This is a genomic window from Halobellus limi (assembly GCF_004799685.1).
In the GTDB taxonomy this organism is placed as follows: domain Archaea; phylum Halobacteriota; class Halobacteria; order Halobacteriales; family Haloferacaceae; genus Haloquadratum; species Haloquadratum limi.
On sequence record NZ_CP031311.1, the window covers coordinates 1,330,627 to 1,354,846 of the forward strand.

Below are 24,220 nucleotides of genomic sequence, written 5' to 3' on the forward strand. Positions count from 1 at the left end.
TCTTCTCTCGTTTCCGTCGGCGCCGAACGCCCAGAAGGGAGTGTCGAGCCGACCGCTCCGCTCGATTCCGGCGTCCCCCGCGCCTAGAGGCTGTCCCAGGCGTCGAGGGCGTCTTTCGTGGACGCCACGTCGGCGATCCAGCGCGCGGCGATCGCCTTCTTGAGGTTCCGCGCGGCCGGGCCGCCGAAGACGTTCATCGGGAACGACCCGAAGACGGGCAGTTTGACGTCGTGAGCGACGGCGTCGTCGCCGACGGAGACGACCGTCCCCTTGTCGTCGTGCCGCCAGGTCTTCAGCGGCTTGCCCGCCGCGGCGCGCGCGAGGTTCTCGCCGGCGACGTCGGCGGCCTGCCAGGCGGCCTGCGCCGTCGGCGGCGCGACCGAGTCGGGGCCCTGCTCGACCAGGGCGGTGTCGCCGAGCGCGAACACGCGCTCGTCGGACGTCTGGAAGTCGGCGTCGGCGAAGACGCGGTGCGAGCGGTCGTCCTGGTCGAGGTCCATCCCGTGGACCTCCTCGTGGCCGGTGATGCCGCCGGTCCAGACGAGCGTGTCGTAGGCGAGTTCCGCGTCGTCCTCGTCGTCCCCGAGGTACACCGTCTCCTCGTCGACCTTCGAGATGAAGTCGCCGGTGAGGATCTCGACGTCGAGCGCCTCCAGTCGCTTGCGGAGCGCGCCCTGCAGTTCGGGGTCGTTGTTCGGGAAGACCTCGTCGAGCCCCTCGACGAGCGTCACGTCGATCGGCGCGCGGTGCTCGTCGCGGTACTCGGCGACCTCGCCGGCGGTCTGGATGCCCGAGAGGCCCGCGCCGCCGATGATGACCTGTGCGGGGTCGTCGCGGGAGGCCGCCTCGGCGGCCTCCTTGATCTCCGCGTGGATCGCGCGGGCGTCGTCGAGGCCCTTCAGTTCGTGGGCGTACTCGCGGAGGCCGTCGATGCCGAAGAAGGCTGTCCCGGAGCCGATCGCGAGAAGCAGGTAGTCGTACTCGACCTCGTCGTCTTCGAGTTCGACGACCCGCTCGTCGACGTCGACGTCGGTGACGTGGCCCTTGATGAACTCCGTGTCGTCGGATTTGATGTCGTCGACCGGGATCGTGATCTTCGATTCGACGCTCGGATCGCGGATGCAGCGGTGGACCTCGTGGAGGACGAGGTGGTAGTCGTTCTCGGAGATCCAGGTGAGTTCCGCGCCCGCGTCGAGTTCCTCTTCGAGCCGGTTGACGGCGCCGGCGCCCGCGTAGCCGGAGCCGACGACGACGATCTGTGTGCTCATACGTGTGTCTGCCACCGCATCCGATAAAGGGACTGCGAAACGTCACTGACGCGTCGTGACCGTCGAATCGGACGGCGCTCGACCGACGGGTCGACGCCGTCACTCGATCGAGAGGCCCGGATGCCAGTGGTCGACGCCGGCCTCGCGTTTCACTTCGTCCATTCTCGCCAGCAGGTGGACGGCCAGACTCGCCGTCTCGGCCGCCCGCGACTCCCCTTCGGTCCGGAATTCTCCCGTGATTCGATTGGCGTAGACCGAACAGACCGCGCCCGCGCGGAGCCCGTAGACGTTCGCCACGGTGAGAAGCGCCGCGGCCTCCATCTCGACGTTCTTCACGTTGGCCTCGCGCAGTTCCTCGACGAGCGACTCAGACCCCGCGGCCTGAAAGCCCTCGAAGCCCGGGCGGCCCTGACCGGCGTAGAAGGAATCGGCGCTCATCGTCAGTCCGACGTGGTAGTCGTGGCCGAGCCGTTCGGCGGCGGCGACGAGCGCGGCGACGACCTCGTGGTCCGCGACGGCCGGGTAGTCCTCGCGGACGTACTCCTTGGAGGTGCCCTCCTGGCGGACCGCCCCGGAGGTGATCACCAGGTCGCCGACGTCCATCCCCGGCTGGATCGCGCCGCAGGAGCCGACTCTGATGAAGGTGTCGGCGTCGACGCGGGCCAGTTCCTCGATCGCGATCGTCGCCGAGGGGCTCCCGATCCCGGTGGAAGTGACCGAGATCGGCGTCCCCTCGTACGTGCCGGTCGCAGTCCGGTATTCGCGGTGGTACGCCTTCTCGTCGTGATCGTCCCAGAGCGCGGTGACCTTGTCGACGCGCTCGGGGTTGCCCGGCAGGAGGACGCTGTCGGCGACGTCCTCGGGACCGACGCCGATGTGGTACTGCACGTCGTCGCTGGGGTCTTCGCTGTCGCTCATACCCCTCCTCGCGCGCGCAGCGAAAATACACTGTCGGCTGTGCGGACCGTTGCCGAGCGTGTGGGCCGCCGCGGCCCTACCGGTCTGCACCTGAGGCGTCACCGTCGGGGGCGTCCTCGGCAAGCTCGGAATCGCGTTCCGCCTCGGCCGCCGAGAGCGTCTCCAGGGAGATCGTGTTCGGCAGCAGTTCGCCGAGCGTGTAGGTCGTCGCCTCCCCGTCTCCCTCGTCGCAGACGACCCTCAGGTCTCCTCCCGCGAACTCCGCGAGCGTCTGGCGGCACATCCCGCAGGGCGTCACGCCGTCTCTCGCCCCCGATGAGACCGCGATGGCGTCGAACTCGCGGTGGCCGTCCTGCACCGCCGCGGCGATGGCGACCTCCTCGGCGTGGAGGCTGTTCGAGTAGTTCGCGTTCTCGATGTTGCAGCCGGTGTACACCGTGCCGTCAGCGGTCCGAAGCGCCGCGCCGACGCGGTACTCCGAATAGGGGACGTAGGCGTCCCCGAGCGCGTCGCGGGCGCGCTCGACGAGACCTCCCGTCGTCGGCCGTGGTCCGTCCTCGTCAGTCATCACTCGCGATTGGGCCGGCGGCGGTTTGTACGTTGCCGTCGGCGACGCGCGGACCAGAAGTGCAAAGCCGCTCGCACCCGTAGCGCCGCTGTGCACTCCGACGCCGAAGCGGGCCGTGCGGGTCTGGGACGGAAGATCATGCTGGGGGTCGGCGCGACGGTCGTGCTCCTCTCCGGCGGCATCGGGTGGCTCGTCGGGAGCAACGGCGCGGTCGAACTCTCCGAGGCGGCGGTCCTCGGCACCGGCGTGACGATCCCGGTGACGCCCGCGGCGGTCGCGCTCTACGGGATCGCCGTGTCGGCCCTGCTCCTGGGGCTCCTCTTCGGCCTCGTCGAACTCGCCTCGCGGCTGGAGGGCGACGGCGGGAACTCGGACGCGTGATTCCGACCCCGTCGGCCGCGTGAGTCGACGACTGGGACCACTCGACGGAACCCCGATAGACACGACAGCGCGGCGCTTTTATCGCTCCGCTTCGAAGCCCGACTATGGCCTCGTCCACGTCGGCCGACGACCCCGGGGACCCCGCGTCGACCGCCGACGAGTTCGATCCGAACGACCCGCTGGAGTCGGAGTTGGGGGGCAAAAACCGCAAGCGTGCGGCGCTGGCGGTCGCCCCGTTCCTCGTGATCGGCCTCGCGAACGTCGTGTTGCTGCTCGGTTGGGGAATCGAGCCACTGTGGGCGTTCGCGCTCCTGCCGCCGATCCTCTTCTGTAGCGTCCTCGCCTACATCGTCTTCGGCACGGACTTCCTCGAGGACCGGACGTAGCGGCGAACGTCGGATTCGAGAGCCCACTCCGACGCCCTAGTTCCCGGTGTCGTACTTGTAGGTCGCCTCCGAGGGGTCGATGCCGAAGTCCTCCGGCGTCTCCTCGACGCCGTCGCCCTCGGGCTTGTCGGCGGGCGACGCCTCCTTGAACCGCTCGCGGAACGACTCCGGGACGTCGAACTCGTCGGCGTGAACGCTCATCGCGATGACGTCGTCGCCGCGCTCATCGCGGACCGTTTCGAGGCGGCCCTTTACCGGCTCGGGCAGTTCGCTCGTCTCACGCGGCTCGAACCCGAACGGCGTGAAGTAGGAGGGCTGTCGCGTGAACGTGTACACCGTCTCGTAGCCCTCGTCGCTCGCCTCCGCGACGAGGCGCTCGATGACGTGAGCGCCCACGCCCTGCTGGCGCCACGGCGGGAGCGTGTAGACGAACGCGAGCTCACAGAAGTTTCCCGCCTCGGTCTTGTGAACCCTGATTCGGCCGAATCCGGCCTTTCTCGACGTCTCCTCGTCGAGGGCGATGACGTAGTCGCGCGACCGGAACGCGGGGTCGTCGATGTCCGCCTCCTCGATCCTGTCGAGTAACCAGACCTCGTCGCGGTTTTTGGCGTCCCGGACGTACATACGGGACCGTACGAAACCGGGACGCAAGTGTATTGCGGAGCCGTCGGTCGAACCGCGGGTGTCGCGTGGGACCGTCCGAAACCGCCCGACGAACGGCGGTCCGAACAACAGGTTTGTATCGGTCTACGTCCTACACCTCGGCGATGGCTCGCCTCTTGCCCTCCCAGTCCGAGCCCGACGTCGACGCCTCTCCGCGCGTCGTCGGCCTCGACGACGACGACGCAGACGACCTGCTGTCGGCGCTCTCGTCGGCGACCGCCCGCCGCGTCCTCGCAGCGCTCCACGACGAACCCACGAACCCGGCCGCCCTCGCCGACTCGGTGGACACGTCCCTTCAGAACGTCCAGTACCACCTCGAACGCTTAGAGTCCGCGGGCGCGGTCGAGGTCGTCGACACGGCCTACTCCGAGAAGGGCCGCGAGATGAAGGTCTACGCGCCCGCGGACCGCCCGCTGGTCGTCGTCGCCGCCGACGACGAGGAGACGACGGGGCTCTCGGACGCGCTCAAGCGCCTCCTCGCCGGCGTCGGCGTCGTCGGCCTCGTGAGCCTCATCGCGCAGTTCGCGATCGAAGGGTTCCCGTTCGTCGGGAAGACCGGCGGCGCCGACGGCGGCTACGAGACGCAGACGGAGTCCGTGCAGGTCGCCGCCGACGCGGCCGCCACGACCGCTGCGTCGGGACCACCGCCGGGGCTGCTCGTGTTCCTCGGCGGACTGACCGTCCTCCTCCTGTGGTTCGGGATCTGGTTCGTCCGACGGCGGTAGTCGGTCGTCGCGTCTCGAAAGGCTCTCGGGACTTCCCAGACCCCCGCCCAGACCCACCGGCGAGAGTTTATGTACGAACGGGCGACCACACCCGCCGTGACGTAGGTGAGACCCCGCGCCGCTCTGCGGTCGTTCGGCACGTCGGCGCGGGCAGCCAGACGACGACGCGAAACCGGAGACGACGCCGGCACCGTGGTCGTGAGCGGGTGTGCCGACTGTCCGCCAAGAACGGAACGGGGGCGACAACAGCGTTCCGGAGGTCGAACCGGCGTGATCACTCGATCCGTCGCGTCGGTCCGGGCGCTCGTCCCGTAAGTATTCGTACCCGGGCGGAGTAGGATCGGGTATGAATCACCCGGGCGAGGTCGAGGGCATCGCCGTCGGCGTCGACGCGGACGGCGAGAACATTCCCGCGGTCGTGGTCGCGGCGCGATCGGAGCTGCTCCCGATCGTCGTCACGGCCGATCAGGCCCGGGCGATCCAACTCGCGATCACCGGCGAGGCGTTCGAGCGCCCGCTGACGCACGATCTCCTCGTCGAGATGCTCACCGAGTTCGGCGGCGCGATCGACAAGGTCCGCATCGACAACGTCGCCGACGGGACCTTCTACGCGAAGATCGACGCCGAGCGGTACGAGAACGGCGAGCCGCAGCGGTTCGTCTTCGACGCCCGCCCGAGCGACGCCATCGCGCTGGCGGTCCGCGTCGACTGTCCGATCGAGGTCTCCGACGTGGTCCTCGACGCGGCGGGGCAACCGCCGGAGCGGTTCGACTTCGGCGACGACCCCGACTCCGACGGGGCCGGGCCGCCGGAGGACCTCGACGACTTCGGGGAGTTCGGCGACGAGGGGTGACCGGGCGACGACGGGTAACCCAGCGGGGGAGGCGACCCGAGGGGGTCGTCGGCGGACGTCCGCCGACCGCACATCGCTTATACCCACAGCGCCCGAACGGGACGGATATGCCTCTCGACGTGGAGACGCCGCCGGTCCCCGATCTGGAAGACTCGGTCGATCCCAACGAGTACGACGACGCCGAGGTCGTCGGCGACACCGACTACCGGCGTGGCCAGCTCGAAGGGCTCCTCCGCGACGGCGCGTGGGCGGACGCCTTCGAGCGGTGGTCCGCGGAGACTGACGTGACGGCCGACGAGTGGCAAATCGTCCTCGAACTCGACCTCCTCGCTCGGTTCGACTTCTTCTGGGACGACTTCGCCGACCGCGTGGGGTATCACGCGCCGGGAATTCCCGAGGACTGGAAGGAGCGGGAACTCCACCCAGACGTCGACTCCTGGAAGACGGTGTCGAGTATCAACGCCGGGCTGACCGAGTTCGGACAGACCGTCTGTGAGGTGCTGAAAGACGAGTACATCACCTGGGAGTCGGAGTACGAGGCACCGGAGGACCTGCCGGACTTCTAGTACTGATTACATAAACGGATCGGGCCACGGCCGGAGCATCGCCAGCGACGACAACCACTCAACAGTTGTTTCGACGCCTCTCTCGCTCGCAACGGGACGGAGCCGGTAGTTATTTGGTTCGACTCTGACAGAACCAGGTATCGAACGGATCGATAGACGGCGTCGTCACGGGCGCCCACACAGAACCTCGCCGTGAACGAGACGCACACGACGGACCGGGCGGAGACGGCGACGAGGGGCGAAGAGAGACCTCCGAGCGGTCCCGACGGAGGGTCCGAGCGGTGAATCTAGCCGTCACCGTCTTCTCCGTACTGGAACTGCTCGTCGGGGCGCTCGGGCTCGTCGTCGCCTACGTCGCGTGGGGCTTTCGGGACACCCCCGGCGGCGTGCCGCTGTTCGCGATGGCGAACACGGCCGTGGTGTACGCGCTCGCGAGCGCGTTCGCGTCCGCCCTGACGGATCCGCTGTGGTGGGAACTGGCCGAAACGATCCAGTACCCGCTGACGGCCGGCATCGCCGTCGGATCGCTTTTTTTCGCCCTGGAGTTCACCCACCGCGACCCGTACGCCCGCTCGGAACTGCTGGCGCTGCTCGGCGGCGTCCTCCTCGCGAGTCTGGGGACGGCGCTGACGTCGCCCGTCCACGATCTGCTGATCGCCGAGCGCGGCTCCGGCCCGGCCGGGCTGTTCGTCGCGGCCTTCGGGCCGCTGTTCTGGGTCAACACCCTGGTCTCGCTTTCGATCATCCTCTCGGCTCTCACCCTTTTAGCGGTCGAACTGGTCGAATCCGAGGGGATCTATCGCGCACAGATCACGGCCGTGATCGTCGCGTCCCTGCTCGGCGTGGGATTCTTCCTGTGGCAGTCGCTGGCGCCGATCCACCCGGCGTTCAACCTCGCGACGGTCGGGATCGTCGGCTGGTGCGGCGTCACGCTCTGGGGGGTGTTCCGGTTCGAACTGCTGGAGACGTCGCCGATCGCCAGCGAGACGCTGATGGACAGCATCGACGCGGCCGTCGTCGCACTCAACACCGACGACCGGATCGTCGAGGCGAACGAAGACGCCGCCGAACGGTTCGACGTCGGACCGCACGACGTCGGCCGCCCCGTCGCCGACGCGCTCGGGGACTACCCCGCCTTGTTGGAACCCATCGAGGCCCGGGCGAGCGAACGTGACGTCACGATACGGGAGGACGGCCAGGATCGCTACCTCCACGTCGAACAGTCACCGCTCTCCCGGACGCACGGCCGACTCGGAGCGGTCGACGAGAGAGAGCGACCCGTCGGTCGAACGATCGTGATCAGAGACGTCACCGAGCGGCGGCGACGCGAGTGGGAACTCGAACGGCAGAACGAGCGGCTGGAGGAGTTCGCGAGCGTCGTCTCTCACGACCTCCGGAATCCGCTCAACGTGGCCGAAGGCCGCGTCGACCTGGCCCGCGAGGACTGCGACAGCGAGCACCTCGACGCCGCGCTCCAGGCGCACGACCGGATGGAGACCCTGATCGACGACCTCCTCGCACTCGCGAGGAGCGGCGACTCGACGAACGACGTTCGGCCGGTCGATCTCGGCGATCTCGTCGACCGCTGCTGGCTTCACACCCGGGCCGAGGAGGCGACGCTCCGCGTCGAGACCGACCGGACCGTCCCCGCCGATCGGAACCGCCTCCAGCAGCTCTTCGAGAACCTGTTCCGGAACGCCGTCGAGCACGGCGGCGCCGACGTGACCGTCACCGTCGGCGACCTCCCCGACGGGTTTTACGTCGCAGACGACGGCCCGGGCATCCCCGAGGGCGAACGCGAGCGGGTCTTCGACGGCGGGTACTCGCTGTCCGACGGCGGCACCGGACTGGGCCTGAACATCGTCAGCCAGATCGTCGCGACCCACGGGTGGGACGTCGACGTGACCGACAGCGACGACGGCGGGGCCCGCTTCGAGATCACCGGAGTCGGAACCGTCGAGGGGCACGGAACCGGATCCGACGGCGGTTCCGGGGTCGGGAGAGACGAGAATTCCGAGGTCGCGACGCATAAGAGTCCCGAGGCCGCGACGGACAGGAGTTGCGGGAGCGAGACGCACGAACGCTCCGGGAGCGAGACGAACGAACGCTCCGGGAGCGAGACAGTCGACGAGGCCGGTATCGACACCCCCGAGTGAGCGCGTCGCGTTCGGGCGGGCGGTGAATCCGACGCGGGCGTTCGCGTCGGTTCCACGGATTTCATATACGTTCGCTGGTACTCCACGGGTATGGACGAAGTCGACGACCAGTACACGCCCGCGGACGTCGAGTCCGCGGTCGAGACGTACTGGGACGATACCGACGCCTACGAGGCGACGAAGGAGGCCCACGCCGACGACCCCGCCTTCTTCTTCGTCGACGGGCCGCCGTACACCTCCGGACAGATGCACCTCGGAACGGCGTGGAACAAGACGCTGAAGGACGCCGTCATCCGGTACAAGCGGATGTCCGGCCACCGGGTCACGGACCGCCCGGGGTACGACATGCACGGCCTCCCGATCGAGGTGAAAGTCGAGGAGGAACTCGGGTTCGACTCGAAGCGCGACATCGAGGAGTACGGGATGGAGGCGTTCATCGACGAGTGCAAGGAGTTCGCCGAGCGCAACCGCGAGGCGATGGACGAGGACTTCCAGTCGATCGGCGTCTGGATGGACTGGGACGACCCCTACGAGACGATGTCGCCCGAGTATATGGAGGCCGCGTGGTGGGCCTTCCAGCGGGTAGACGAGCGCGGACTCGTCGAACAGGGCAAGCGGTCCGTGAACTACTGTCCGCGGTGTCAGACGGCCATCGCCGCCAACGAGGTCGAGTACGACGAGATCACCTCGCCCTCGATCTACGTGAAGTTCCCGTTGCGGGACCGAGAGGGGAGCCTCGTCATCTGGACGACGACGCCGTGGACCATCCCGGCGAACACCTTTGTCGCCGTCGACGGCGAGATGACCTACCAGGCCGTGCGCGCGGAGAGGGGCGGGGAGAGCGAGGCGCGGAGCGCCTCGGACAGTTCGAGCGGCGACGAGCCGCGAGAAAGCGAGGTCCTCTACGTCGCCGAACCGTGCGTCGAGGACGTCCTGAAGGAGGGGCGCTACGAGGACTACGAGGTCCTCGAGGAACTCACCGGCGAGGACCTCGTGGGGTGGTCCTACGACCACCCGCTCGAGTCCCACCTCAACGAGGTCGCCGACTTCGAGGGCGCCGGCGAGGTCTACACCGCCGACTACGTCGAAGCGGACCGGACTGGACTGGTCCACTCCGCGCCCGGGCACGGGCAGGAGGACTTCGCCCGGGGCGAGGAACTCGGCCTCGACGTGTTCGTCCCCGTCGACGGCCGCGGCGAGTTCACCGAGGCGGCCGGCGACTACGCCGGGACGTTCGTCCGCGACGCCAACGACGACATCATCGAGGATCTCGACGAGTCGGGCGCGCTGCTCGCCTCGGGTACCCACGAGCACCGCTACGGCCACTGCTGGCGCTGCGACACGGACATCATCTTCCTCGCCACCGACCAGTGGTTCATCACGGTCACCGACATCAAAGACGAGTTGCTGGAGAACATCGACGAGACCGAGTGGTTCCCCCAGTGGGCGCGCGACAACCGCTTCCGCGACTTCGTCTCCGACGCCCCCGACTGGAACATCTCCCGACAGCGCTACTGGGGCATCCCGCTGCCGATCTGGCAGGCCGACGACGGCGACTGGATCGTCGTCGGGACCCGCGAGGAACTCGCAGAGCGAGTGGATCAGGACATCGACCCCAAGGAGATAGACCTCCACCGGCCGTCGGTCGATCCGCTGACGATCACCGAGGACGGTAAGACCTACGAGCGCGTCCCGGACGTCTTCGACGTCTGGATCGACTCCTCGGTCGCGACGTGGGGAACGATCGACTATCCGTCCGAAACCGACGCCCACGAGGAACTGTGGCCCGCCGACTGGATCGTCGAGGCGCACGACCAGACCCGCGGGTGGTTCTGGTCCCAACTGGGGATGGGCACGGCCGCGGTCGGACAGGCGCCCTACGAGCAGGTGATGATGCACGGCTTCGTCAACGACGAAGACGGGCGAAAGATGTCGAAGTCGCTGGGCAACATCGTCACGCCCGAGGAGGCGATCGACCGCGCCGGCCGGGACCCGCTTCGAGCCTATCTCCTCAGTCACGACCAGCAGGGCGTCGACCTCTCCTTCGAGTGGGACGGACTGGGAGAGATGCAGTCGACGCTCAACATCTTCTGGAACGTCTTCCGGTTCCCGCTTCCGTACATGGAACTCGACGGCTACGACGCCGCCGACGCGGACCTCTCCGACGGCGACCGCACGGTCGTCGACGAGTGGGTGCTCTCGCGCCTGCAGACCGTCGAGGCCGAGGCCGTCGAGGCCTGGGAGAACTACGAGGTCAGTACCGCGGTGAACACGGTGTTAGAGTTCCTCACCGAGGACGTCTCGCGCTTCTACGTGAAGGCGATCCGCGAGCGGATGTGGGAGGAAGAAGATTCCGCCTCCAAGCGCGGCGCGTACGCGACGCTCGCGACGGTGCTCGGAGAGACGATCCGACTCCTCGCGCCGGTCACGCCGTACCTCGCAGAGCAGATGTACCAGCACCTCGACGGGAGCGAGACGACCGTCCACGCGCTGTCGTACCCCACTGCCGACGAGGACCTCCGCGACGACGAGCTCGAACGGGAGATGGCCGTCCTCCGCGACGTCGAGGAGGCCGCCGCGAACGCGCGCCAGCAGGGCGGCCGAAAGCTCCGCTGGCCCGTCCAGCGGGTCGTCGTCGCCACCGAGGACGACGGCGTCGCCGACGCGGTCGAGTCGCTCTCGGAACTCCTCTCCGAGCGAGTCAACGCCCGGTCGATCGACGTCGTCGGCGAGTTCGACGAACTGATCGAGCGCGCCAGTCCCGAGATGGGCGTCATCGGGCCGGAGTTCGGCGCGGACGCCCAGAAGGTGATGGAGGCCGTCCGGGGCGAGACGCGCGCCGAGGTCGAGGGCGGCGTCGAGGTCGACGGCGAGACGTACGACCTCACCGAGGAGATGGTGACCTACGAGGCCGAGCCCCCAGAGCACATCTCTGCTGCGGACTTCGAGGGCGGCACCGTCTACGTCGACACCGAGCTCACCGACGAGATCGAGGCGGAGGGCTACGCCCGCGACGTGATCCGGCGGATTCAGGAGATGCGCAAGCGGCTGGACCTCGACGTCGACGCCGAGATCGACACCTACGTCGACGTCGCGGACGATCGCGTCGCCGACTTCGTCGACCGCCACCGCGACGTCGTCGCCGAGGAGACGCGGACCCGCGAGTTCGTCGCCGGCGACGAACTGGGCGCAGAGAGCGAGCGGGCGCTCGTCGAGGAGTGGGACGTCGAGGGCGTGACCGTCACGATCGGCGTCGAACCGGTCGACGCGTAAGCGGACGCGGCTCGATCGCGGAGTAGCGAATGCACTGCGGTCGCGGGCCCTCGGGTCCGGTCAGCAGAGCGCCTCTTCGAGCAGTTGGAGCGGGTGCTTGATCTCGTAGCCCGTGCCGTGTTCCATCTGCATCGCGCAGGTGGGGCACTCGGTCATCCCGACGTCGCCCGCGGCGTCGTGCATGTGTTCGAACATGTCTTCGCCAATCTTCATCGAGGTCTCGTACTTCTCCTCCTTCCAGCCGTAGGTGCCCGAGATCCCCGAACAGGAGTCGCCGACGTCCTCCATCGCGACGCCGTCGAGCTCGCGGAACAGTTCGAGCGCCTGTCTGTCGAGGCCCTGGTTGCGGGCGTGACACGGCGCGTGGTAAGCGAACGCCTGCTCCTCGACGCTGGCGTCGGCGATCGCGCCCTCCAGGTCCTCCTTGATACGCAGGTATTCGAGCGCCTCGAAGGTGTTCTCCGCGACGTCCTCGATCCCCTCGATATCGAAGAGTTCGGGGTACTCCTGTCTGAGCGCCATCGAACACGACGTGCAGGAGGCGACGGCGTCGTAGCCCTCCTCGACGAGGTCGGCGAAGGAGGCGACGTTCACTTCCGCCGCGCGCTCGGCGTCGGCGAGCATCCCGTTGGCGAACATCGGCGTCCCCGAGCAGCGCTGCTCGGGGGCGACGATCTCGTAGCCGAAGGACTCGAACACGCGGACGAGCGCCTTCGCGACCTCGGGGGTGTTGTAGTTCGAGTAGCAGCCGTGGAAGTACGCGACCTTCTTGTCGGCGTCGACGGGGTCGCCCCGGCGTTCGCGGGCCTCCCGGGCGTTGCGCCGGGAGGCGTCCGCGCCGCCCCGGTTTCGCCACCACTCGCGGAACGTCTGCGTCGCGAAGGCGGGGAAATCGCGCTCGCTCGTGATCCCCATCGCCTTCTCCATCACCCAGCGCGTCGGCCCGAAGTTCATCGCGAAGTTCGCGAGTCGGGGCACCTTGCTGGCGAACCACGCCGAAGTGCGGTAGTTCGCGAGGATCCGGTTTCTGACGTACTCGACCGACAGCTTGTCCATCTGCTCGTCGACGTACTCGCCTCTGGCGGTGTTGTGCATCTGCGAGAGCGGCACGCTCGACGGGCAGGCGTCGTCGCAGCGCATGCAGTTCGAGCAGGACATGATCGAGTCGTCGATCTCCGACCCCTCCTTGCGCTTGAGCCGCCACTGCTCGGGTCCCTGGAACTTCGGACCGGGGAAGTCGTCGTCGACCTCCGCGACCGGGCAGGTCGTGTCGCAGACCGAACACTTGTAGCAGTTGTCCGCGCCGGGGCGGAGGTCCATCGTCCCGTCGTCACCGAAGACCGAAACCGGTTCGAGGTCCGACCCGGTCGCGGGACCGTCCGTTGCCGAAGGGTCGATCGGTTCTGTCGTGGGGGGTTCTCCGCGTCGCTCATTTGATAACTCGCTCCTGTGTGCTCGTCGTGGTCGTCTCGTTTCTGGTCGTATTGCACTCGTCAGTCCCGCTCATCGCGTCGCCTCCTCACCCGCGCGTCGGCCCGCGTACGCGCCCGTCGCGAGCGAGACGCCGGCGGCGGACTTCTCGCGGGCGGTGTCCGCGCCGCCGAGGACGCCGCCGGCGGCGCGGAGGTTCTCGAACTCCGGTTCGCCGGACTCCCCGGCGGGCCGCAGGTCGTCGTCCGGGACCACCCCGAAGCGCGCGAAGGCGTGGCCGCCGAACGCCTCGGGCTCGGACCAGTCGTAGCGGTCCTCGGGGTGAGGAACGTGACAGCCGAAAACCGGCTCCGTGACCGACTCGCGATCGGAGTCGATCCCCTTGCCGACGAGGCCGCCGGTCGCGAGGACGAACTCCTCGGCGGCGTAGGGGACCTCGCGCCCGCGGCGGTCGACGAGGACCGAGTCGATCCGCCCGTCGCTCGCCTCGTAGCCGACGGCGGGGTTCCCCGAAGCGAGGCGGACGCCCGCCGCGTCGAGCGCGTCGAACAACAGGTCCTCCAGTTGCGTCCCGAGCAGGCTCGGCGGGCCGGTCGGGATCTGAAACACCGACGCGCCGAGGCGGTCTTCGAGGTCCGTTCGGACCGCCTCCCCCTCGTCGTCGCCGAGCATCGCGGGGAAACCGACCCGGTCGTAGCCGTCGAGGTCCGCGTCCGCGTCGCGGACGGCGTCGGCGAGCCGTCGCCGCGCGTTCGATTCGTCCGTGTCGAGCGCCTTCGCGAAGCGCGTCGTCAGCGCGTCGTCGCGGAACCGCACCGGAAACTCGACGGTCGCGCCGTCGACGGCGAAGGGAACGCCCGCCGCGTCGAGGTGGGCCGCGGCCGCGGGCGCGTCGAAGTCCGTCAGGCCGGCGAAGCCGACGAGCAGCGTGTCCCGTTCGGCGCTTGCGAGCCCGGGTGCCACCGACTCCGGATACCGCGCGGTCGGCTTGACCGTCCCGCCGTGGGTGATGACGAGGGCGTTGCGGTCGGTGTGTGCTCCCTCGTAGGCGCCGCCGACGGCGTCGTCGAAGAGCTCGAGCCCGTCGCGGATCGCCCCGCCGCCGACGACGCGGTAGGGGTGCGCCTCGGGGAGGCGACCGATCGCCTCGAAGGGATCGGCGACCAGTTCGGACTCTCCGGTCGATCCGCCGCCGGCGGGTTCGGTGCGGTCGCCCGGCGAGCGGTCGCCGGCGGGGTCCGCGCCGTCGGAGGATCCGTCGCGAGGGATCGCCCCGAGCACGTCGATCAGGCCGCTGGCCTGCCGGAGCGTGCTCTTCTTGTGCGAGAGCAGGCGGACCGTCGCGCCCGACTCGGCCGCGGCGAGCGCGGCCGTCGCGCCGGCGATGCCGCCGCCGACGACCAGGACGTCCTCACGAATCGCCATCTGCCTCTCCTTCCGCTTCGTCGGTCGGGGTCCGCTGGCCGCCGTCGGCGACGGCGTCGTCCGGCCGGGTCCCGCTATCGGTCCCCTCCGATGGGTCTCCCGATCCCGCGCCGGCGTCGAACGCCCCGAAGTCGACCGGCTCCTCCGTCGCCGCGGGGTCGGCGTCGCGGTTCATCGTCGTCGCGTGCAGGTGGTGCTTCAGCATCGCCTGAGAGAGCTGTTCGCCCCACAGGGCGTGGCGCTCGCCCTTCCAGCGCTCCTGGTAGAGGTCGTCGAGCGCCTCTCGGGCGGTGGGTTCGTTGTACTCCGGCACCAGTTCGTTCGCCATCCGGTGACAGCAGAACGCGCCCTGACAGTTCCCCATCGACGCGCGCGTGCGGATGCGGACGGCGTTGAGTTCCGTCCCCGACTGCGAGATCGCGTCCTGAATCTCCGCGCGGGTGACGGCCTCGCACTCGCAGACCGTCGGGTTCGGGCCGTCCCACTCGCCGAGCACTTCGTCCACTCGGGAACCGAGCCGTTCCGCGCTGCGGAGCCCCACCGGCGACCGGAGGCCGAACTCGTCCATCCAGTCGCGCAGGACAGAGAAGTCCTCCGACCCGGGCAGCGGCTCTTCCGCGGTCCGGCACTCGGCGTCGATGCCGAGTTTCTCACAGACGTGATCGGCGATGTCCTCGGCCATCATCCGGTAGGTGGTGAGCTTCCCGCCGACGATCGAGGCCATCCCGGGGAGGCCGTCTCGCTCGTCGTGATCCAGCAGGAAGAAGTCCCGCGTGATGTCGGTCGGGTCCTCGCTGCCGACCTCCGGGGGTTCGTAGAGCGGCCGGACGCCCCAGAACGAGCGGATCGTCCGCGCGTCTTCGAGCATCGGCACGAGTTCCGAGAGCGTGTCGATCATCAGGTCGACCTCCCAGCCCTCCTCGGGGTAGTCCTCGGGGTCTTCGACCTCCTCGTCGGTCGTCCCGAGGATGCAGGTCGTCTCGTGGGGAACGACGATGTCGGCGTCGCCCTTCGGCCGGCAGCGGTTGATGACGGTGTCGACCTGCCGGACGTTCATGATCGTCATCACGCCCTTCGAGGGGCGGACGGCGACCTCGACGCCGGCCATCTCTCCGATCTGTCCCGCCCACGCGCCCGTCGCGTTGACGACGTAGTCGGCGTACAGTTCCTCTCTCCGGCCCGGCTCCCCGTGGACGAACGAGTCGAGGCCGTCCGCGGAGCCGCCGTCGGAGGCGTGTTCGACCTCGACGCCGACGACCTCGCCGTCCTCGACGAGGACGTCCGTCACCTCCGCGTGCGTCTCCACGCGCGCGCCGTGTTCGATCGCGTCGGCCGCGTTGGCGACGCAGAGCCGGAACGGGTCGACGGCCCCGTCGGGCACCCGGATGGCGCGCTCGATATCCTCGGCGAGGTACGGCTCCATCTCGCGGGCCTCCTCGGCGGAGAGCACCTCCGCGGGGATGCCGCACTCGCGACAGCCCCGGAGTTTCTCCTCGAAGTACTCGTCGTCGTCCTCGGGGCGCTGGACGAACAGCCCCCCGGTCATCTCGACGCAGTGGCTCGCGATCCGCCGGAGGACGCGGTTCTCCTCGATGCACTCCGTCGCCGACTTCTGATCGGAGACGGCGTAGCGGCCGCCGCTGTGGAGGAGGCCGTGCATCCGCCCGGTCGTCCCGTGGGTCAAATTCCCCTTCTCGACGAGGGTGACGTCGACGCCGCGCATCGCGAGGTCCCGCGCGATGCCGCAGCCGGTCGACCCCCCGCCGAGGACGAGAGCGCTCGGCGTTTTACTCATTTCACAGTAGTAGGTTGGCCAGCACGTACTTTATTGTAGCGTCTGGGAGTGTCAATCACGATCTGACGGGGCGCCCGTTCTCCGGTCGTCACGCATTCGCCCGGTCCTCACGCCCCCGGAACCGCGGTCGACGGCGAGCGCGTACGACAGTCCTTATCACGTCTCGCCCCCAAACCGCGCCGATGACCGACGAGACGCCGCCGCTCGCACTCGACATCGACGGGACGCTCACCGACGGAACGGGCCGCCTCGACCCCCGCGCGTTCGAATACCTGCAGGCGTGGGACGCGACCGTCGTCCTCGCGACCGGGAAGGCGTTCCCGTATCCGGTGAGCCTCTCGCACTACCTCGGTCTCGAACTGACGGTGATCGCCGAGAACGGCGGGGTCGTCCTCGCCGACGACACGGTCTCCTACCAGGGCGACCGCGAGCGCGCCCAGGCCGCCGCCGACGCGTTCGTCGAGCGCGGCGGCGACATCGGCTGGGGCTCCTTCGACGCCATCAACGAGTGGCGACGGACGGAGATCGCGGTCAACCGCTCGGCCGACGAGGAGCTCCTCCGCTCTGTCGCCGCCGAGTTCGACCTCGAGGTGTTCGACACGGGCTACGCCTACCACGTGAAGACGCCGGGCGTCGAGAAGGGCACGGGACTGCGAGCCGTCGCGGAGACGCTCGGTCGCGACCCCGACGACTTCGTCGCCATCGGCGACAGCGAGAACGACGTCTCCACCTTCGACGTCGCCGGCCGCTCCTTCGCCGTCGCGAACGCCGACGCCGCCGCCCGGGACGCGGCGGACGCCGTCGTCGAGGGGTCGTACTTCGACGGAACGGCCTCGGTGCTGGAGTCGCTCGCCGACGAGTAGGCCGCTTCTGTCGAGAAGAGACGGACACTGTCGAGCGGCTCGACCGCTCGTATCACACTGCTCACTCTCGTCTCTCACCGGCGAGCGCAACCCCCGTTTCCTGCGCTCGTCGGCGAACAGTGAGAGGAATCAGTATCAGGCCTCGGCGGCGTCGCCCTCGAAGGGAGCGAAGCTCCCGTTGATGTCCCACTCGTGAATGCAGTACGGACTGCCCACCGCCTGCGGGTCGCCCGACTCGTCGACCGCGAGGCGCCACGTTCCCGTACTCTCCTCCCAGACCTCGACGCGGCCGCAGCGCTCACAGGTCCGTTCGCTCGGGGTTCGGAGTGTCGGTGCCATCGTTCGAAACTCGCCGCCGTCCCTGTTAACGTTGACTGCTGCGGCAGCGCCGGCGGCCCGGCGGCGATCGGTCGCGGTCCCCGTCGCGCAGTACGCCTGCTGACGAACCGCCGGCTGACGAACCGCCTGCCGACGAACACACCTTTAGGTTCGCATCGTTCCTAAAGCGGGTATGGGATTCCACACGTTCGACGCCGAACGGGCCGACGCGCTCGAAGACGCCGAGCGGTATCGCTTCTGCTCTCGCGAGGAACTGCTGGGCGCGGTCGATCCGGCCCCCGACGACGTCGTCGCCGACATCGGTAGCGGAACCGGGTTCTACACCGACGAGATCGCGCCGTTCGTCGGCCACCTCTACGCCGTCGACGTGCAGGCGGAGATGCACGAACACTACCGGGAGAAGGGCGCCCCCGACGCCGTCGAGTTCGTGACCGCCGAGGCGTCGTCGCTGCCGTTCGACGACGACGAACTCGACGCCGCCTTCTCGACGATGACGTACCACGAGTTCGCCGAGGACGCGTCGCTGGCCGAACTCGCGCGCGTGGTCCGCCCGGGCGGCCGCGTGGTCACGCTCGACTGGTCGAGCGCGGGAGCGGGGTCCGACGGCCCGCCGATGGACGAACGCTTCGGTCTCGGTGACGCGGTCACCGCGTTCGAGGAGGCCGGGTTTACGACTGTCGAGGGGCGGACACGAGGTGAAACGTTCGTACACATCTGCACCAGATAGAGCGAATTTGATGTCCGATCGTGGGATACATTATTTGATTATACGTCTTTAGACTGTATTTCGTTATATCAGGACAACCGTTAAGCGTGTGAATCGATCTCACACTACTATGGTGATATACAACGGTGATGTCGACCCTTACCATCCGGAGACGAGTCGGTACGAGTGTCGTTCCTGCGGCGCCCGCACCGACAGCGGCGGTGTCTGTGACGCCTGCGGCAACGAATCGCTGATCAACATCTCGGTCCCACGGGAGTGAGAGGCCAGGCGAACGAAACGACGTCGGCGAAGCCGGTGGTGGCGTCACGCCTTCGGTCGAGTGGCGCCGTACGCCGCCGGATCGCCGACGCTCCACGACCTCGAAGATCCATCCCCCGACCGTGCGGAGGCCCGAGGCGGCCGGACCCCGGGCCGACACCCGCGTTCGACCGCCGTCGCGGTCGGGGCCCGTCGTTCGACTGTCGTCAGTCCCGGTCCGGCCCCCGTTCGCTTTTCGTTCCTCAGTTCGCGCCGCTGAATCGACGCCGGACAGAGCCGACAGCGGCCCGCTACGCGTCGCCGTCGATCTCGCCGATGCCGGTGTAGTGATCCAGGAGTACCACGAGCACCGCCCCGACGACGGCCGCGGCGACGAACGCCGCGATGGCCGTCGGCGTCCAGGAGCGGCCGAGTTCGGCCAACTGGCCGCCGGTCCGGGCGACCGGCGCGCGCAGTGCCCCGACGATCAGCGCGACGAGGAACGCGAGCGTCGCCGTCCGGGCGCGTTCGAGCGCGGCCCGAACGGCGTGAGCGATCGTGAACAGGCCGACGAACGCGCCGGCGACGAACGCGACGACCACGGCGCCGTGTTCCCAGATGGGTGCGGTCGGGCCGCCGGTCGCGAGTGCCAGGAGCGCGTCGACGAACGCCGACAGCGTCCCCGTCATGTACTCGTACTGGCCCAGGATGATGAGCAGCAGCGACCCGGAGATCCCCGGGAGGATCATCGCGCTGACCGCGATCGCGCCGGCGGCGACGGTGACCGGGAGTCCGTCGCCGAGCGTCGCGGCCGCCTGCCCGGAGACGACGAACGCGAGGACGAAGCCGGCGACGGCGGCGGCCGCTCGGGGGAGCGTGTCGACGGCGACCTCCGAGAACAGCACCCACGCCGAGGCGGCGATGAGCCCGAAGAAGAACCCGAACGTGAGGACGGGGAAGTCCTGGATGCCGACGTGGACCACGCGGGTGATCGTCACGATCGCGGTGAGAATTCCCGCGCCGAGCACCAGCAGGAAGCCGGCGTCGACCGCGCGGAGCGCGTCGACGGCGTCCTCGCGGCGACCCGGGAGGAATCCGAAAAGGACGGCTCGGATCCGGGCGGGCGAGACGGCCGTGATCGCGGCGATCAGCCGCTCGTAGATCCCGGTCACGAGCGCGATCGTTCCGCCCGAGACGCCGGGCACGGCGTCGGCCGCGCCCATACAGATTCCCTTCAGATAGACGACCAGCCACGACGTCCCGGCGACCGTCGGCCGGGACGTCACGGCGTCGGGGGACCGCTCTGCCGTCCCGTGAGAGCCGTCTCGGTCTTTCGACATAGGACTCGGTTCGCTCTCACCCTACTCCGGGTTTTCGCTTCTGTCCGCTCGGGACCGGGTCGGAACCGGGGCCCACTCCCCGAACGCGAAAATTGAAACGATCGGCCGGCGTCGACTCGGGTATGCAACTGAGCATCGTCGGCAGCGGCTACGTCGGGACGACGATCGCGGCGTGTTTCGCCGAGGTGGGCCACGACGTGGTCAACGTCGACATCGACGAGGATATCGTCGCGACGCTCAACGACGGCGACGCGCCGATCCACGAACCCGGCCTCGACGACCTCGTCGCAGAGCACGCCGGCGACCGACTGCGCGCGACGACCGACTACGGGGCCGTCCGCGACACGGACGCCACCTTCCTCGCGCTCCCGACCCCCTCCGAGGACGACGGCCACATCGACCTCTCGATCATGAAGGCCGGCGCGCGCTCGCTCGGCGCGGCGCTCGCCGAGAAGGACGGCCACCACCTCGTCGTGACCAAGAGCACGGTCGTGCCGACCACGACCGAGGAGGTGATCGCCCCGATCCTCGAAGAAGAGTCCGGCAAGACGCTCGGCGAGGACGTCGACGTCGGGATGAACCCCGAGTTCCTGCGCGAGGGCAGCGCCGTCGAGGACTTCCTCTCCCCCGACAAGGTCGTCCTCGGCTCCGAGACCGAGCGCGCGGCCGAGACGCTCCGCGACGTGTTCGACCCCCTCGTTGCGCGCGCGGACGATCCGCCGGTCGTCGAGACGGGCGTCGCCGAGGCGGAGATGATCAAGTACGCCAACAACGGCTTCCTCGCGGCGAAGATCTCGCTGGCGAACGACATCGCGAACATCTGCAAGGAGTACGGGATCGACTCCGAGGAGGTCCTCTCGGCCATCGGTCTGGACCACCGGATCGGCTCGGCGTTCCTCGGTGCGGGCGTCGGCTGGGGCGGCAGCTGCTTCCCGAAGGACGTCGCCGCGATCATCGCGGCCGCTCGCGACGTGGGCTACGACCCGGCGATGCTCGAGGCCGCCGTCGAGGTGAACGACCGACAGCCGGTCCGCCTGCTGGGTCGCCTCCGCGAGCACCTCGATCCCGACGGCGCTCGCGTGGCGGTGCTCGGCCTCGCGTTCAAGCCCGGCACCGACGACGTCCGCAACTCCCGCGCCATCCCGCTCGTGGAGGCCCTGCTGGATGCGAACGCGGATGTCGTCGGCTACGATCCCGTCGCCACCGAGAACTTTCGAGAGAAGTACCCGGAAATCGAGTACGCCGACTCCGCCGGCGAGGCGCTCTACGGCGCGGACGCCGCGCTTGTCGTCACCGACTGGCCCGCGTTCGCCGACCTGGATGCCGAATTCGACGCGATGGCGACGCCGGTCGTCGTCGACGGCCGACGGATCGTGACGCGGCGCGAGGGCATCGTCTACGAGTCGCTGGTGTAAGCTCGGAAGGGCTTTTCCGGCGGCCTCCGAGCGTCGAGAGGCGATTCGGATGGTATGGCGAATAGTCGGCACACCCACTCCCACGTCGACGTGCCGAACAACCGCTGCCCGACGCGGGGCGTTTCTCAGGTCACGGCGGCGATGGTCCCGCCTTCGTATATAAATTCGCCCCCCAGACGACGAGTGGCTGTTGCGGAGCACGGTCCGGCCACCGACAGACACGGAAACCTACTTCCGGCCGTCGTTCGTCTCACAGGTATGCTCTCGCTCGCGCTCGCCGGCAAGCCAAACGCCGGCAAGTCTACCTTCTACAAGGCCGCGACGATGGCCGACGTCGACGTCGGCAACTACCCGTTCACGACGATCGACCCGAACCGCGGCGTGACCCACGCCCGGACGCGCTGTCCCTGTCTCGACCGCGAGGAGCGCTGCGGCAACTGCGAGGACGGCGTCCGCTACGTCCCCGTCGAACTGCTCGACGTCGCCGGACTCGTGCCCGGCGCACACGAGGGACGCGGCCTCGGGAACCAGTTCCTCGACGCGCTCACCGACTCCGATGCGATTCTCGCCGTCCTCGACGCCGCCGGCGGCACCGACGCCGAGGGCGAACCCGTCGAGATCGGGACGTACGATCCCGTCCAGGAGGCCGATTTCGTCGAGGCCGAACTCGAACAGTGGCTCGCGGGGATCATCGAGCGGAACTGGGAGTCGATCGTCCGGAAGTCTCGCTCGCCCGACTTCGACATCGACGAGGCCCTGACGGAGATGCTGACGGGATTCGGCGCGACCGAGTACGACGTGGCGGCGTCGCTGCGGGCGGTCGAATATCCCGACGACCCCCAGCAGTGGAGCGACGACGACCGCGAGCGACTGGCGCGGGACGTCCGCGAGCGGACGAAGCCGATCGTGCTCGTCGCCAACAAGGCCGACGTCGCGCCGCCGGAGAACCTCGACCGACTCGGGGAGTCGGACAAGCCCGTCGTGTCGTCGACGGCCGACGGCGAACTCGCGCTGCGGACGGCCGCGGAGGCGGGCGTCGTCGAGTACCTCCCGGGCGACGAGGACTTCACCGTCGTCGGCGACGTCTCCGAGGAGCAGCGCGCGGGGCTGGAGACGATCCGCGAGGTGATGGCCGAGCACGGCGGGACCGGCGTCCAGCGCGCCGTCGACACCGCCGTCTACGACGTCCTCGATATGGTGACCGCCTACCCCGTCCAGAACGAGACGAAGTGGACCGACGGCACCGGAGAAGTGCTCCCCGACGCGTTTCTCCTGCCCCGCGGGTCGACGCCGAAGGATCTCGCGTACGCCGTTCACTCCGACATCGGCGAGGGATACCTCCACGCGGTCGACGGGAAATCCAACCGCCGGATCGCCGAGGACTACCAGTTGGAAGAGGGCGACGTGATCAAGATCGTCAGCACGGCGTCGTAGGCTCCGAAGCTATTGTGGACGCTCGGTATTCGGTTAGGTCAGATTGCCAGTAGAACGACTATTTAGCGGGCGTACGAACCGGATTTTCAGCGTTCGCGCGAACGAGCGGTCCGAAGGACCCGGTAGTGAGCGCGATTCACCGAGAGCGAAGGCCTCGCTCTCGGGTTTTTTGGTCCAGATTTTTGCGCCGAGTGGTGCGCGTCGCGCACCCGAGGCGTAAAAAGGTGGGTTTTAGACCACCGCGTCGTACGCCTCGCCCATAACGTCGAGCGCCTCGTGCAGCGAGTCCTCGTCGGTCGCGTAGGAGAGACGAGCGTACCCCTTCCCGTGTTCGCCGAACGCCTCGCCGGGCACGACGATGACGCCCCGATCCAGGCACTCGTCGACGAAGCCCTCCGGGACCTCCGGCATACAGTAGAACGCGCCGCCGGGCGTCGGGACGTCGAGTCCGATGTCCGTGAGGCCGTCGACGACGATGTCGCGCCGGCGCTCGAACGATTCGGTCATCTCGCCCACCTGGTCTTGCGGCCCGGTGAGCGCCGCCTCGGCGGCGAACTGCGACGGCGCGGCGGCGCAGGCCTGGGCGTACTGGTGGACGCGGAGCATCCGCTCGATTCGGCGCGTCGAGGAGACGACCCAGCCGAGTCGCCACCCGGTCATCGAGTAGAGCTTCGAGGCCGAGTTGACGACGACGACGTTGTCGCTGTCGGCGAACTCCAGCGGCGAGCGGAACTCGCCGTCGAAGACGGTGTACTCGTAGACCTCGTCGGAAATACAGAGGACGTCGTGCTCGTCGGCGATGCGGGCGAACTCCCGGACGTCCTCGGGCGGCGAGACCGCGCCCGTGGGATTGCCGGGGCTGTTGACGACGAACGCGGCGGTGTCGTCGGTGATCGCCGCCTCGATCGCGTCGGGGTCGATCGTCAGGTCGTCGCGGAGCGGGACCGGCACGGGCGTCCCCCCCGTGAGGCGCGTGAGCGCGTCGTAGGAGACGAACCCCGGATCCGGGATGATGACCTCGTCGCCGGCGTCGACGTGGGCCTCTAAGGCGATGTGCAGCGCCTCGGAGCCGCCGGCGGTGGCGATCACGTCGCCGGGGTCGACGTCGAGCCCCTGATCGCGGGCGTGTTTGTCTGCGATGGCCTCGCGAAGGGACGTCAACCCCTTGTTCTCGGTGTAGCCGTCGGCGAGCCCCTCGCGGATCGCTTCGGCGGCGGCCTCCCGCGCGTGGGTGGGAGCCGAGAAGTCCGGCTGTCCCAGTCCGAGGTTGATCGCGTCCTCGCCCGCGGCCTCGAAGACCTCGCGGATGCCGCTGATCGACACCTGCTCGACTCGCTCGGAGAAGTGCGTCATACTCTGGCTCGGGTGGGCCACCGAGTTAGGTTTTCCTTCCTCGGTCGACTGTCGGCGGCACTCGCGCAACCGGGGACCGATACCAGAGATTATCTCCTGTTTCT

Annotated in this window: 22 protein-coding genes; 12 read left to right on the forward strand and 10 right to left on the reverse strand. The window is 68.7% G+C overall.

Features of this window, described 5'->3' with window-relative positions:
- Window positions 1-83 precede the first annotated feature (83 nt).
- The 3 genes from DV707_RS06725 to cdd all read right to left on the reverse strand — a co-directional run bounded on the left by DV707_RS06725 (window position 84) and on the right by cdd (window position 2,754).
- On the reverse strand, window positions 84-1,268 hold the full coding sequence (locus DV707_RS06725; protein ID WP_103990018.1) for an NAD(P)/FAD-dependent oxidoreductase: 1,185 nt from the start codon (window positions 1,266-1,268) through the stop codon (window positions 84-86).
- A gap of 99 nt (window positions 1,269-1,367) precedes the next feature.
- The gene (locus DV707_RS06730) at window positions 1,368-2,186 is read right to left on the reverse strand and encodes a nucleoside phosphorylase (RefSeq protein ID WP_103990017.1); all 819 of its coding nucleotides are present in this window, start codon (window positions 2,184-2,186) and stop codon (window positions 1,368-1,370) included.
- A 76-nt stretch (window positions 2,187-2,262) separates the two neighbouring features.
- Window positions 2,263-2,754 (reverse strand): cytidine deaminase, encoded by a 492-nt coding sequence (gene cdd, locus DV707_RS06735; protein WP_103990016.1) that lies wholly within the window; start codon window positions 2,752-2,754, stop codon window positions 2,263-2,265.
- Between the two features lie 90 nt (window positions 2,755-2,844).
- Between cdd and DV707_RS06740 the strand changes: the two genes are divergently transcribed.
- Both DV707_RS06740 and DV707_RS06745 read left to right on the forward strand, forming a co-directional pair.
- Entirely contained in the window at window positions 2,845-3,135 is a 291-nt protein-coding gene (locus DV707_RS06740; RefSeq protein WP_235010701.1) for a DUF7520 family protein, read from the forward strand.
- Window positions 3,136-3,239: 104 nt separating this feature from the next.
- Window positions 3,240-3,521 carry a hypothetical protein gene (locus DV707_RS06745; protein WP_103990014.1) on the forward strand — a complete coding sequence of 94 codons (282 nt, stop codon included), beginning with the start codon at window positions 3,240-3,242 and terminating at the stop codon, window positions 3,519-3,521.
- 36 nt (window positions 3,522-3,557) lie between these two features.
- Here the strand turns inward: DV707_RS06745 and DV707_RS06750 are convergent, their stop codons facing one another.
- Window positions 3,558-4,145: a GNAT family N-acetyltransferase gene (locus tag DV707_RS06750; protein ID WP_103990013.1), complete on the reverse strand. Its 588-nt coding sequence runs from the start codon at window positions 4,143-4,145 to the stop codon at window positions 3,558-3,560.
- 143 nt (window positions 4,146-4,288) lie between these two features.
- Between DV707_RS06750 and DV707_RS06755 the strand changes: the two genes are divergently transcribed.
- The 5 genes from DV707_RS06755 (at window position 4,289) to ileS (ending at window position 11,757) form a co-directional block, all read left to right on the forward strand.
- A complete protein-coding gene (locus DV707_RS06755; protein ID WP_103990012.1) occupies window positions 4,289-4,909 on the forward strand; it encodes an ArsR/SmtB family transcription factor in 621 nt (206 codons plus the stop codon).
- A gap of 346 nt (window positions 4,910-5,255) precedes the next feature.
- Window positions 5,256-5,762, forward strand: coding sequence for a bifunctional nuclease family protein (locus DV707_RS06760; protein WP_103990011.1), 507 nt, complete (start codon window positions 5,256-5,258; stop codon window positions 5,760-5,762).
- Window positions 5,763-5,869: 107 nt separating this feature from the next.
- Window positions 5,870-6,328 (forward strand): hypothetical protein, encoded by a 459-nt coding sequence (locus DV707_RS06765; protein ID WP_103990010.1) that lies wholly within the window; start codon window positions 5,870-5,872, stop codon window positions 6,326-6,328.
- A 281-nt stretch (window positions 6,329-6,609) separates the two neighbouring features.
- Window positions 6,610-8,484 (forward strand): histidine kinase N-terminal 7TM domain-containing protein, encoded by a 1,875-nt coding sequence (locus DV707_RS06770; RefSeq protein WP_103990009.1) that lies wholly within the window; start codon window positions 6,610-6,612, stop codon window positions 8,482-8,484.
- A gap of 90 nt (window positions 8,485-8,574) precedes the next feature.
- Window positions 8,575-11,757 (forward strand): isoleucine--tRNA ligase, encoded by a 3,183-nt coding sequence (gene ileS, locus DV707_RS06775; RefSeq protein WP_103990008.1) that lies wholly within the window; start codon window positions 8,575-8,577, stop codon window positions 11,755-11,757.
- Between the two features lie 60 nt (window positions 11,758-11,817).
- Here ileS and DV707_RS06780 read toward each other — a convergent pair whose 3' ends face one another.
- From DV707_RS06780 to glpA, 3 genes are all read right to left on the reverse strand, one after another.
- Window positions 11,818-13,155 carry an anaerobic glycerol-3-phosphate dehydrogenase subunit C gene (locus tag DV707_RS06780; RefSeq protein ID WP_240728559.1) on the reverse strand — a complete coding sequence of 446 codons (1,338 nt, stop codon included), beginning with the start codon at window positions 13,153-13,155 and terminating at the stop codon, window positions 11,818-11,820.
- 105 nt (window positions 13,156-13,260) lie between these two features.
- Window positions 13,261-14,613, reverse strand: coding sequence for a glycerol-3-phosphate dehydrogenase subunit GlpB (glpB, locus tag DV707_RS06785; protein WP_103990006.1), 1,353 nt, complete (start codon window positions 14,611-14,613; stop codon window positions 13,261-13,263).
- The gene (gene glpA, locus DV707_RS06790; protein WP_103990005.1) at window positions 14,600-16,408 is read right to left on the reverse strand and encodes an anaerobic glycerol-3-phosphate dehydrogenase subunit GlpA; all 1,809 of its coding nucleotides are present in this window, start codon (window positions 16,406-16,408) and stop codon (window positions 14,600-14,602) included. Before glpA ends, glpB begins: the two co-directional genes overlap by 14 nt.
- Window positions 16,409-16,590: 182 nt before the next feature.
- On the opposite strand from glpA, the gene DV707_RS06795 reads away from it, so the two are divergent.
- Window positions 16,591-17,271: a phosphoglycolate phosphatase gene (locus DV707_RS06795; RefSeq protein ID WP_103990004.1), complete on the forward strand. Its 681-nt coding sequence runs from the start codon at window positions 16,591-16,593 to the stop codon at window positions 17,269-17,271.
- A 135-nt stretch (window positions 17,272-17,406) separates the two neighbouring features.
- Here DV707_RS06795 and DV707_RS06800 read toward each other — a convergent pair whose 3' ends face one another.
- Window positions 17,407-17,610, reverse strand: coding sequence for an HEWD family protein (locus DV707_RS06800; RefSeq protein ID WP_103990003.1), 204 nt, complete (start codon window positions 17,608-17,610; stop codon window positions 17,407-17,409).
- A gap of 172 nt (window positions 17,611-17,782) precedes the next feature.
- On the opposite strand from DV707_RS06800, the gene DV707_RS06805 reads away from it, so the two are divergent.
- Both DV707_RS06805 and DV707_RS18765 read left to right on the forward strand, forming a co-directional pair.
- Window positions 17,783-18,337, forward strand: a complete 555-nt coding sequence (locus DV707_RS06805; RefSeq protein ID WP_103990002.1) for a class I SAM-dependent methyltransferase — start codon at window positions 17,783-17,785, stop codon at window positions 18,335-18,337.
- A gap of 109 nt (window positions 18,338-18,446) precedes the next feature.
- Window positions 18,447-18,596: a DUF7129 domain-containing putative zinc-binding protein gene (locus DV707_RS18765; protein WP_200820834.1), complete on the forward strand. Its 150-nt coding sequence runs from the start codon at window positions 18,447-18,449 to the stop codon at window positions 18,594-18,596.
- A 289-nt stretch (window positions 18,597-18,885) separates the two neighbouring features.
- Here DV707_RS18765 and DV707_RS06810 read toward each other — a convergent pair whose 3' ends face one another.
- Window positions 18,886-19,797, reverse strand: coding sequence for a DUF368 domain-containing protein (locus DV707_RS06810; RefSeq protein ID WP_103991194.1), 912 nt, complete (start codon window positions 19,795-19,797; stop codon window positions 18,886-18,888).
- A 239-nt stretch (window positions 19,798-20,036) separates the two neighbouring features.
- Here DV707_RS06810 and aglM point away from each other — a divergent pair, with 239 nt between their 5' ends.
- A complete protein-coding gene (gene aglM / locus DV707_RS06815) occupies window positions 20,037-21,329 on the forward strand; it encodes a UDP-glucose 6-dehydrogenase AglM (RefSeq protein WP_103990001.1) in 1,293 nt (430 codons plus the stop codon).
- Window positions 21,330-21,587: 258 nt separating this feature from the next.
- Entirely contained in the window at window positions 21,588-22,763 is a 1,176-nt protein-coding gene (locus tag DV707_RS06820) for a redox-regulated ATPase YchF (protein ID WP_103990000.1), read from the forward strand.
- 231 nt (window positions 22,764-22,994) lie between these two features.
- On the opposite strand, the gene DV707_RS06825 is transcribed toward DV707_RS06820, so the two are convergent.
- Window positions 22,995-24,116, reverse strand: coding sequence for a pyridoxal phosphate-dependent aminotransferase (locus DV707_RS06825; protein ID WP_103989999.1), 1,122 nt, complete (start codon window positions 24,114-24,116; stop codon window positions 22,995-22,997).
- Window positions 24,117-24,220 lie beyond the last annotated feature (104 nt).

Coding starts and splice junctions, on each gene's coding strand:
- DV707_RS06725 (WP_103990018.1), bottom strand. CDS start 1,268: ATGAGCACACAGATCGTCGTCGTCGGCTCCGGCTACGCGGGCGCCGGC.
- DV707_RS06730 (WP_103990017.1), bottom strand. CDS start 2,186: ATGAGCGACAGCGAAGACCCCAGCGACGACGTGCAGTACCACATCGGC.
- cdd (WP_103990016.1), bottom strand. CDS start 2,754: ATGACTGACGAGGACGGACCACGGCCGACGACGGGAGGTCTCGTCGAG.
- DV707_RS06745 (WP_103990014.1), top strand. CDS start 3,240: ATGGCCTCGTCCACGTCGGCCGACGACCCCGGGGACCCCGCGTCGACC.
- DV707_RS06750 (WP_103990013.1), bottom strand. CDS start 4,145: ATGTACGTCCGGGACGCCAAAAACCGCGACGAGGTCTGGTTACTCGAC.
- DV707_RS06755 (WP_103990012.1), top strand. CDS start 4,289: ATGGCTCGCCTCTTGCCCTCCCAGTCCGAGCCCGACGTCGACGCCTCT.
- DV707_RS06760 (WP_103990011.1), top strand. CDS start 5,256: ATGAATCACCCGGGCGAGGTCGAGGGCATCGCCGTCGGCGTCGACGCG.
- DV707_RS06765 (WP_103990010.1), top strand. CDS start 5,870: ATGCCTCTCGACGTGGAGACGCCGCCGGTCCCCGATCTGGAAGACTCG.
- ileS (WP_103990008.1), top strand. CDS start 8,575: ATGGACGAAGTCGACGACCAGTACACGCCCGCGGACGTCGAGTCCGCG.
- glpB (WP_103990006.1), bottom strand. CDS start 14,613: ATGGCGATTCGTGAGGACGTCCTGGTCGTCGGCGGCGGCATCGCCGGC.
- glpA (WP_103990005.1), bottom strand. CDS start 16,408: ATGAGTAAAACGCCGAGCGCTCTCGTCCTCGGCGGGGGGTCGACCGGC.
- DV707_RS06795 (WP_103990004.1), top strand. CDS start 16,591: ATGACCGACGAGACGCCGCCGCTCGCACTCGACATCGACGGGACGCTC.
- DV707_RS06800 (WP_103990003.1), bottom strand. CDS start 17,610: ATGGCACCGACACTCCGAACCCCGAGCGAACGGACCTGTGAGCGCTGC.
- DV707_RS06805 (WP_103990002.1), top strand. CDS start 17,783: ATGGGATTCCACACGTTCGACGCCGAACGGGCCGACGCGCTCGAAGAC.
- DV707_RS18765 (WP_200820834.1), top strand. CDS start 18,447: ATGGTGATATACAACGGTGATGTCGACCCTTACCATCCGGAGACGAGT.
- DV707_RS06810 (WP_103991194.1), bottom strand. CDS start 19,797: ATGGGCGCGGCCGACGCCGTGCCCGGCGTCTCGGGCGGAACGATCGCG.
- aglM (WP_103990001.1), top strand. CDS start 20,037: ATGCAACTGAGCATCGTCGGCAGCGGCTACGTCGGGACGACGATCGCG.
- DV707_RS06820 (WP_103990000.1), top strand. CDS start 21,588: ATGCTCTCGCTCGCGCTCGCCGGCAAGCCAAACGCCGGCAAGTCTACC.
- DV707_RS06825 (WP_103989999.1), bottom strand. CDS start 24,116: ATGACGCACTTCTCCGAGCGAGTCGAGCAGGTGTCGATCAGCGGCATC.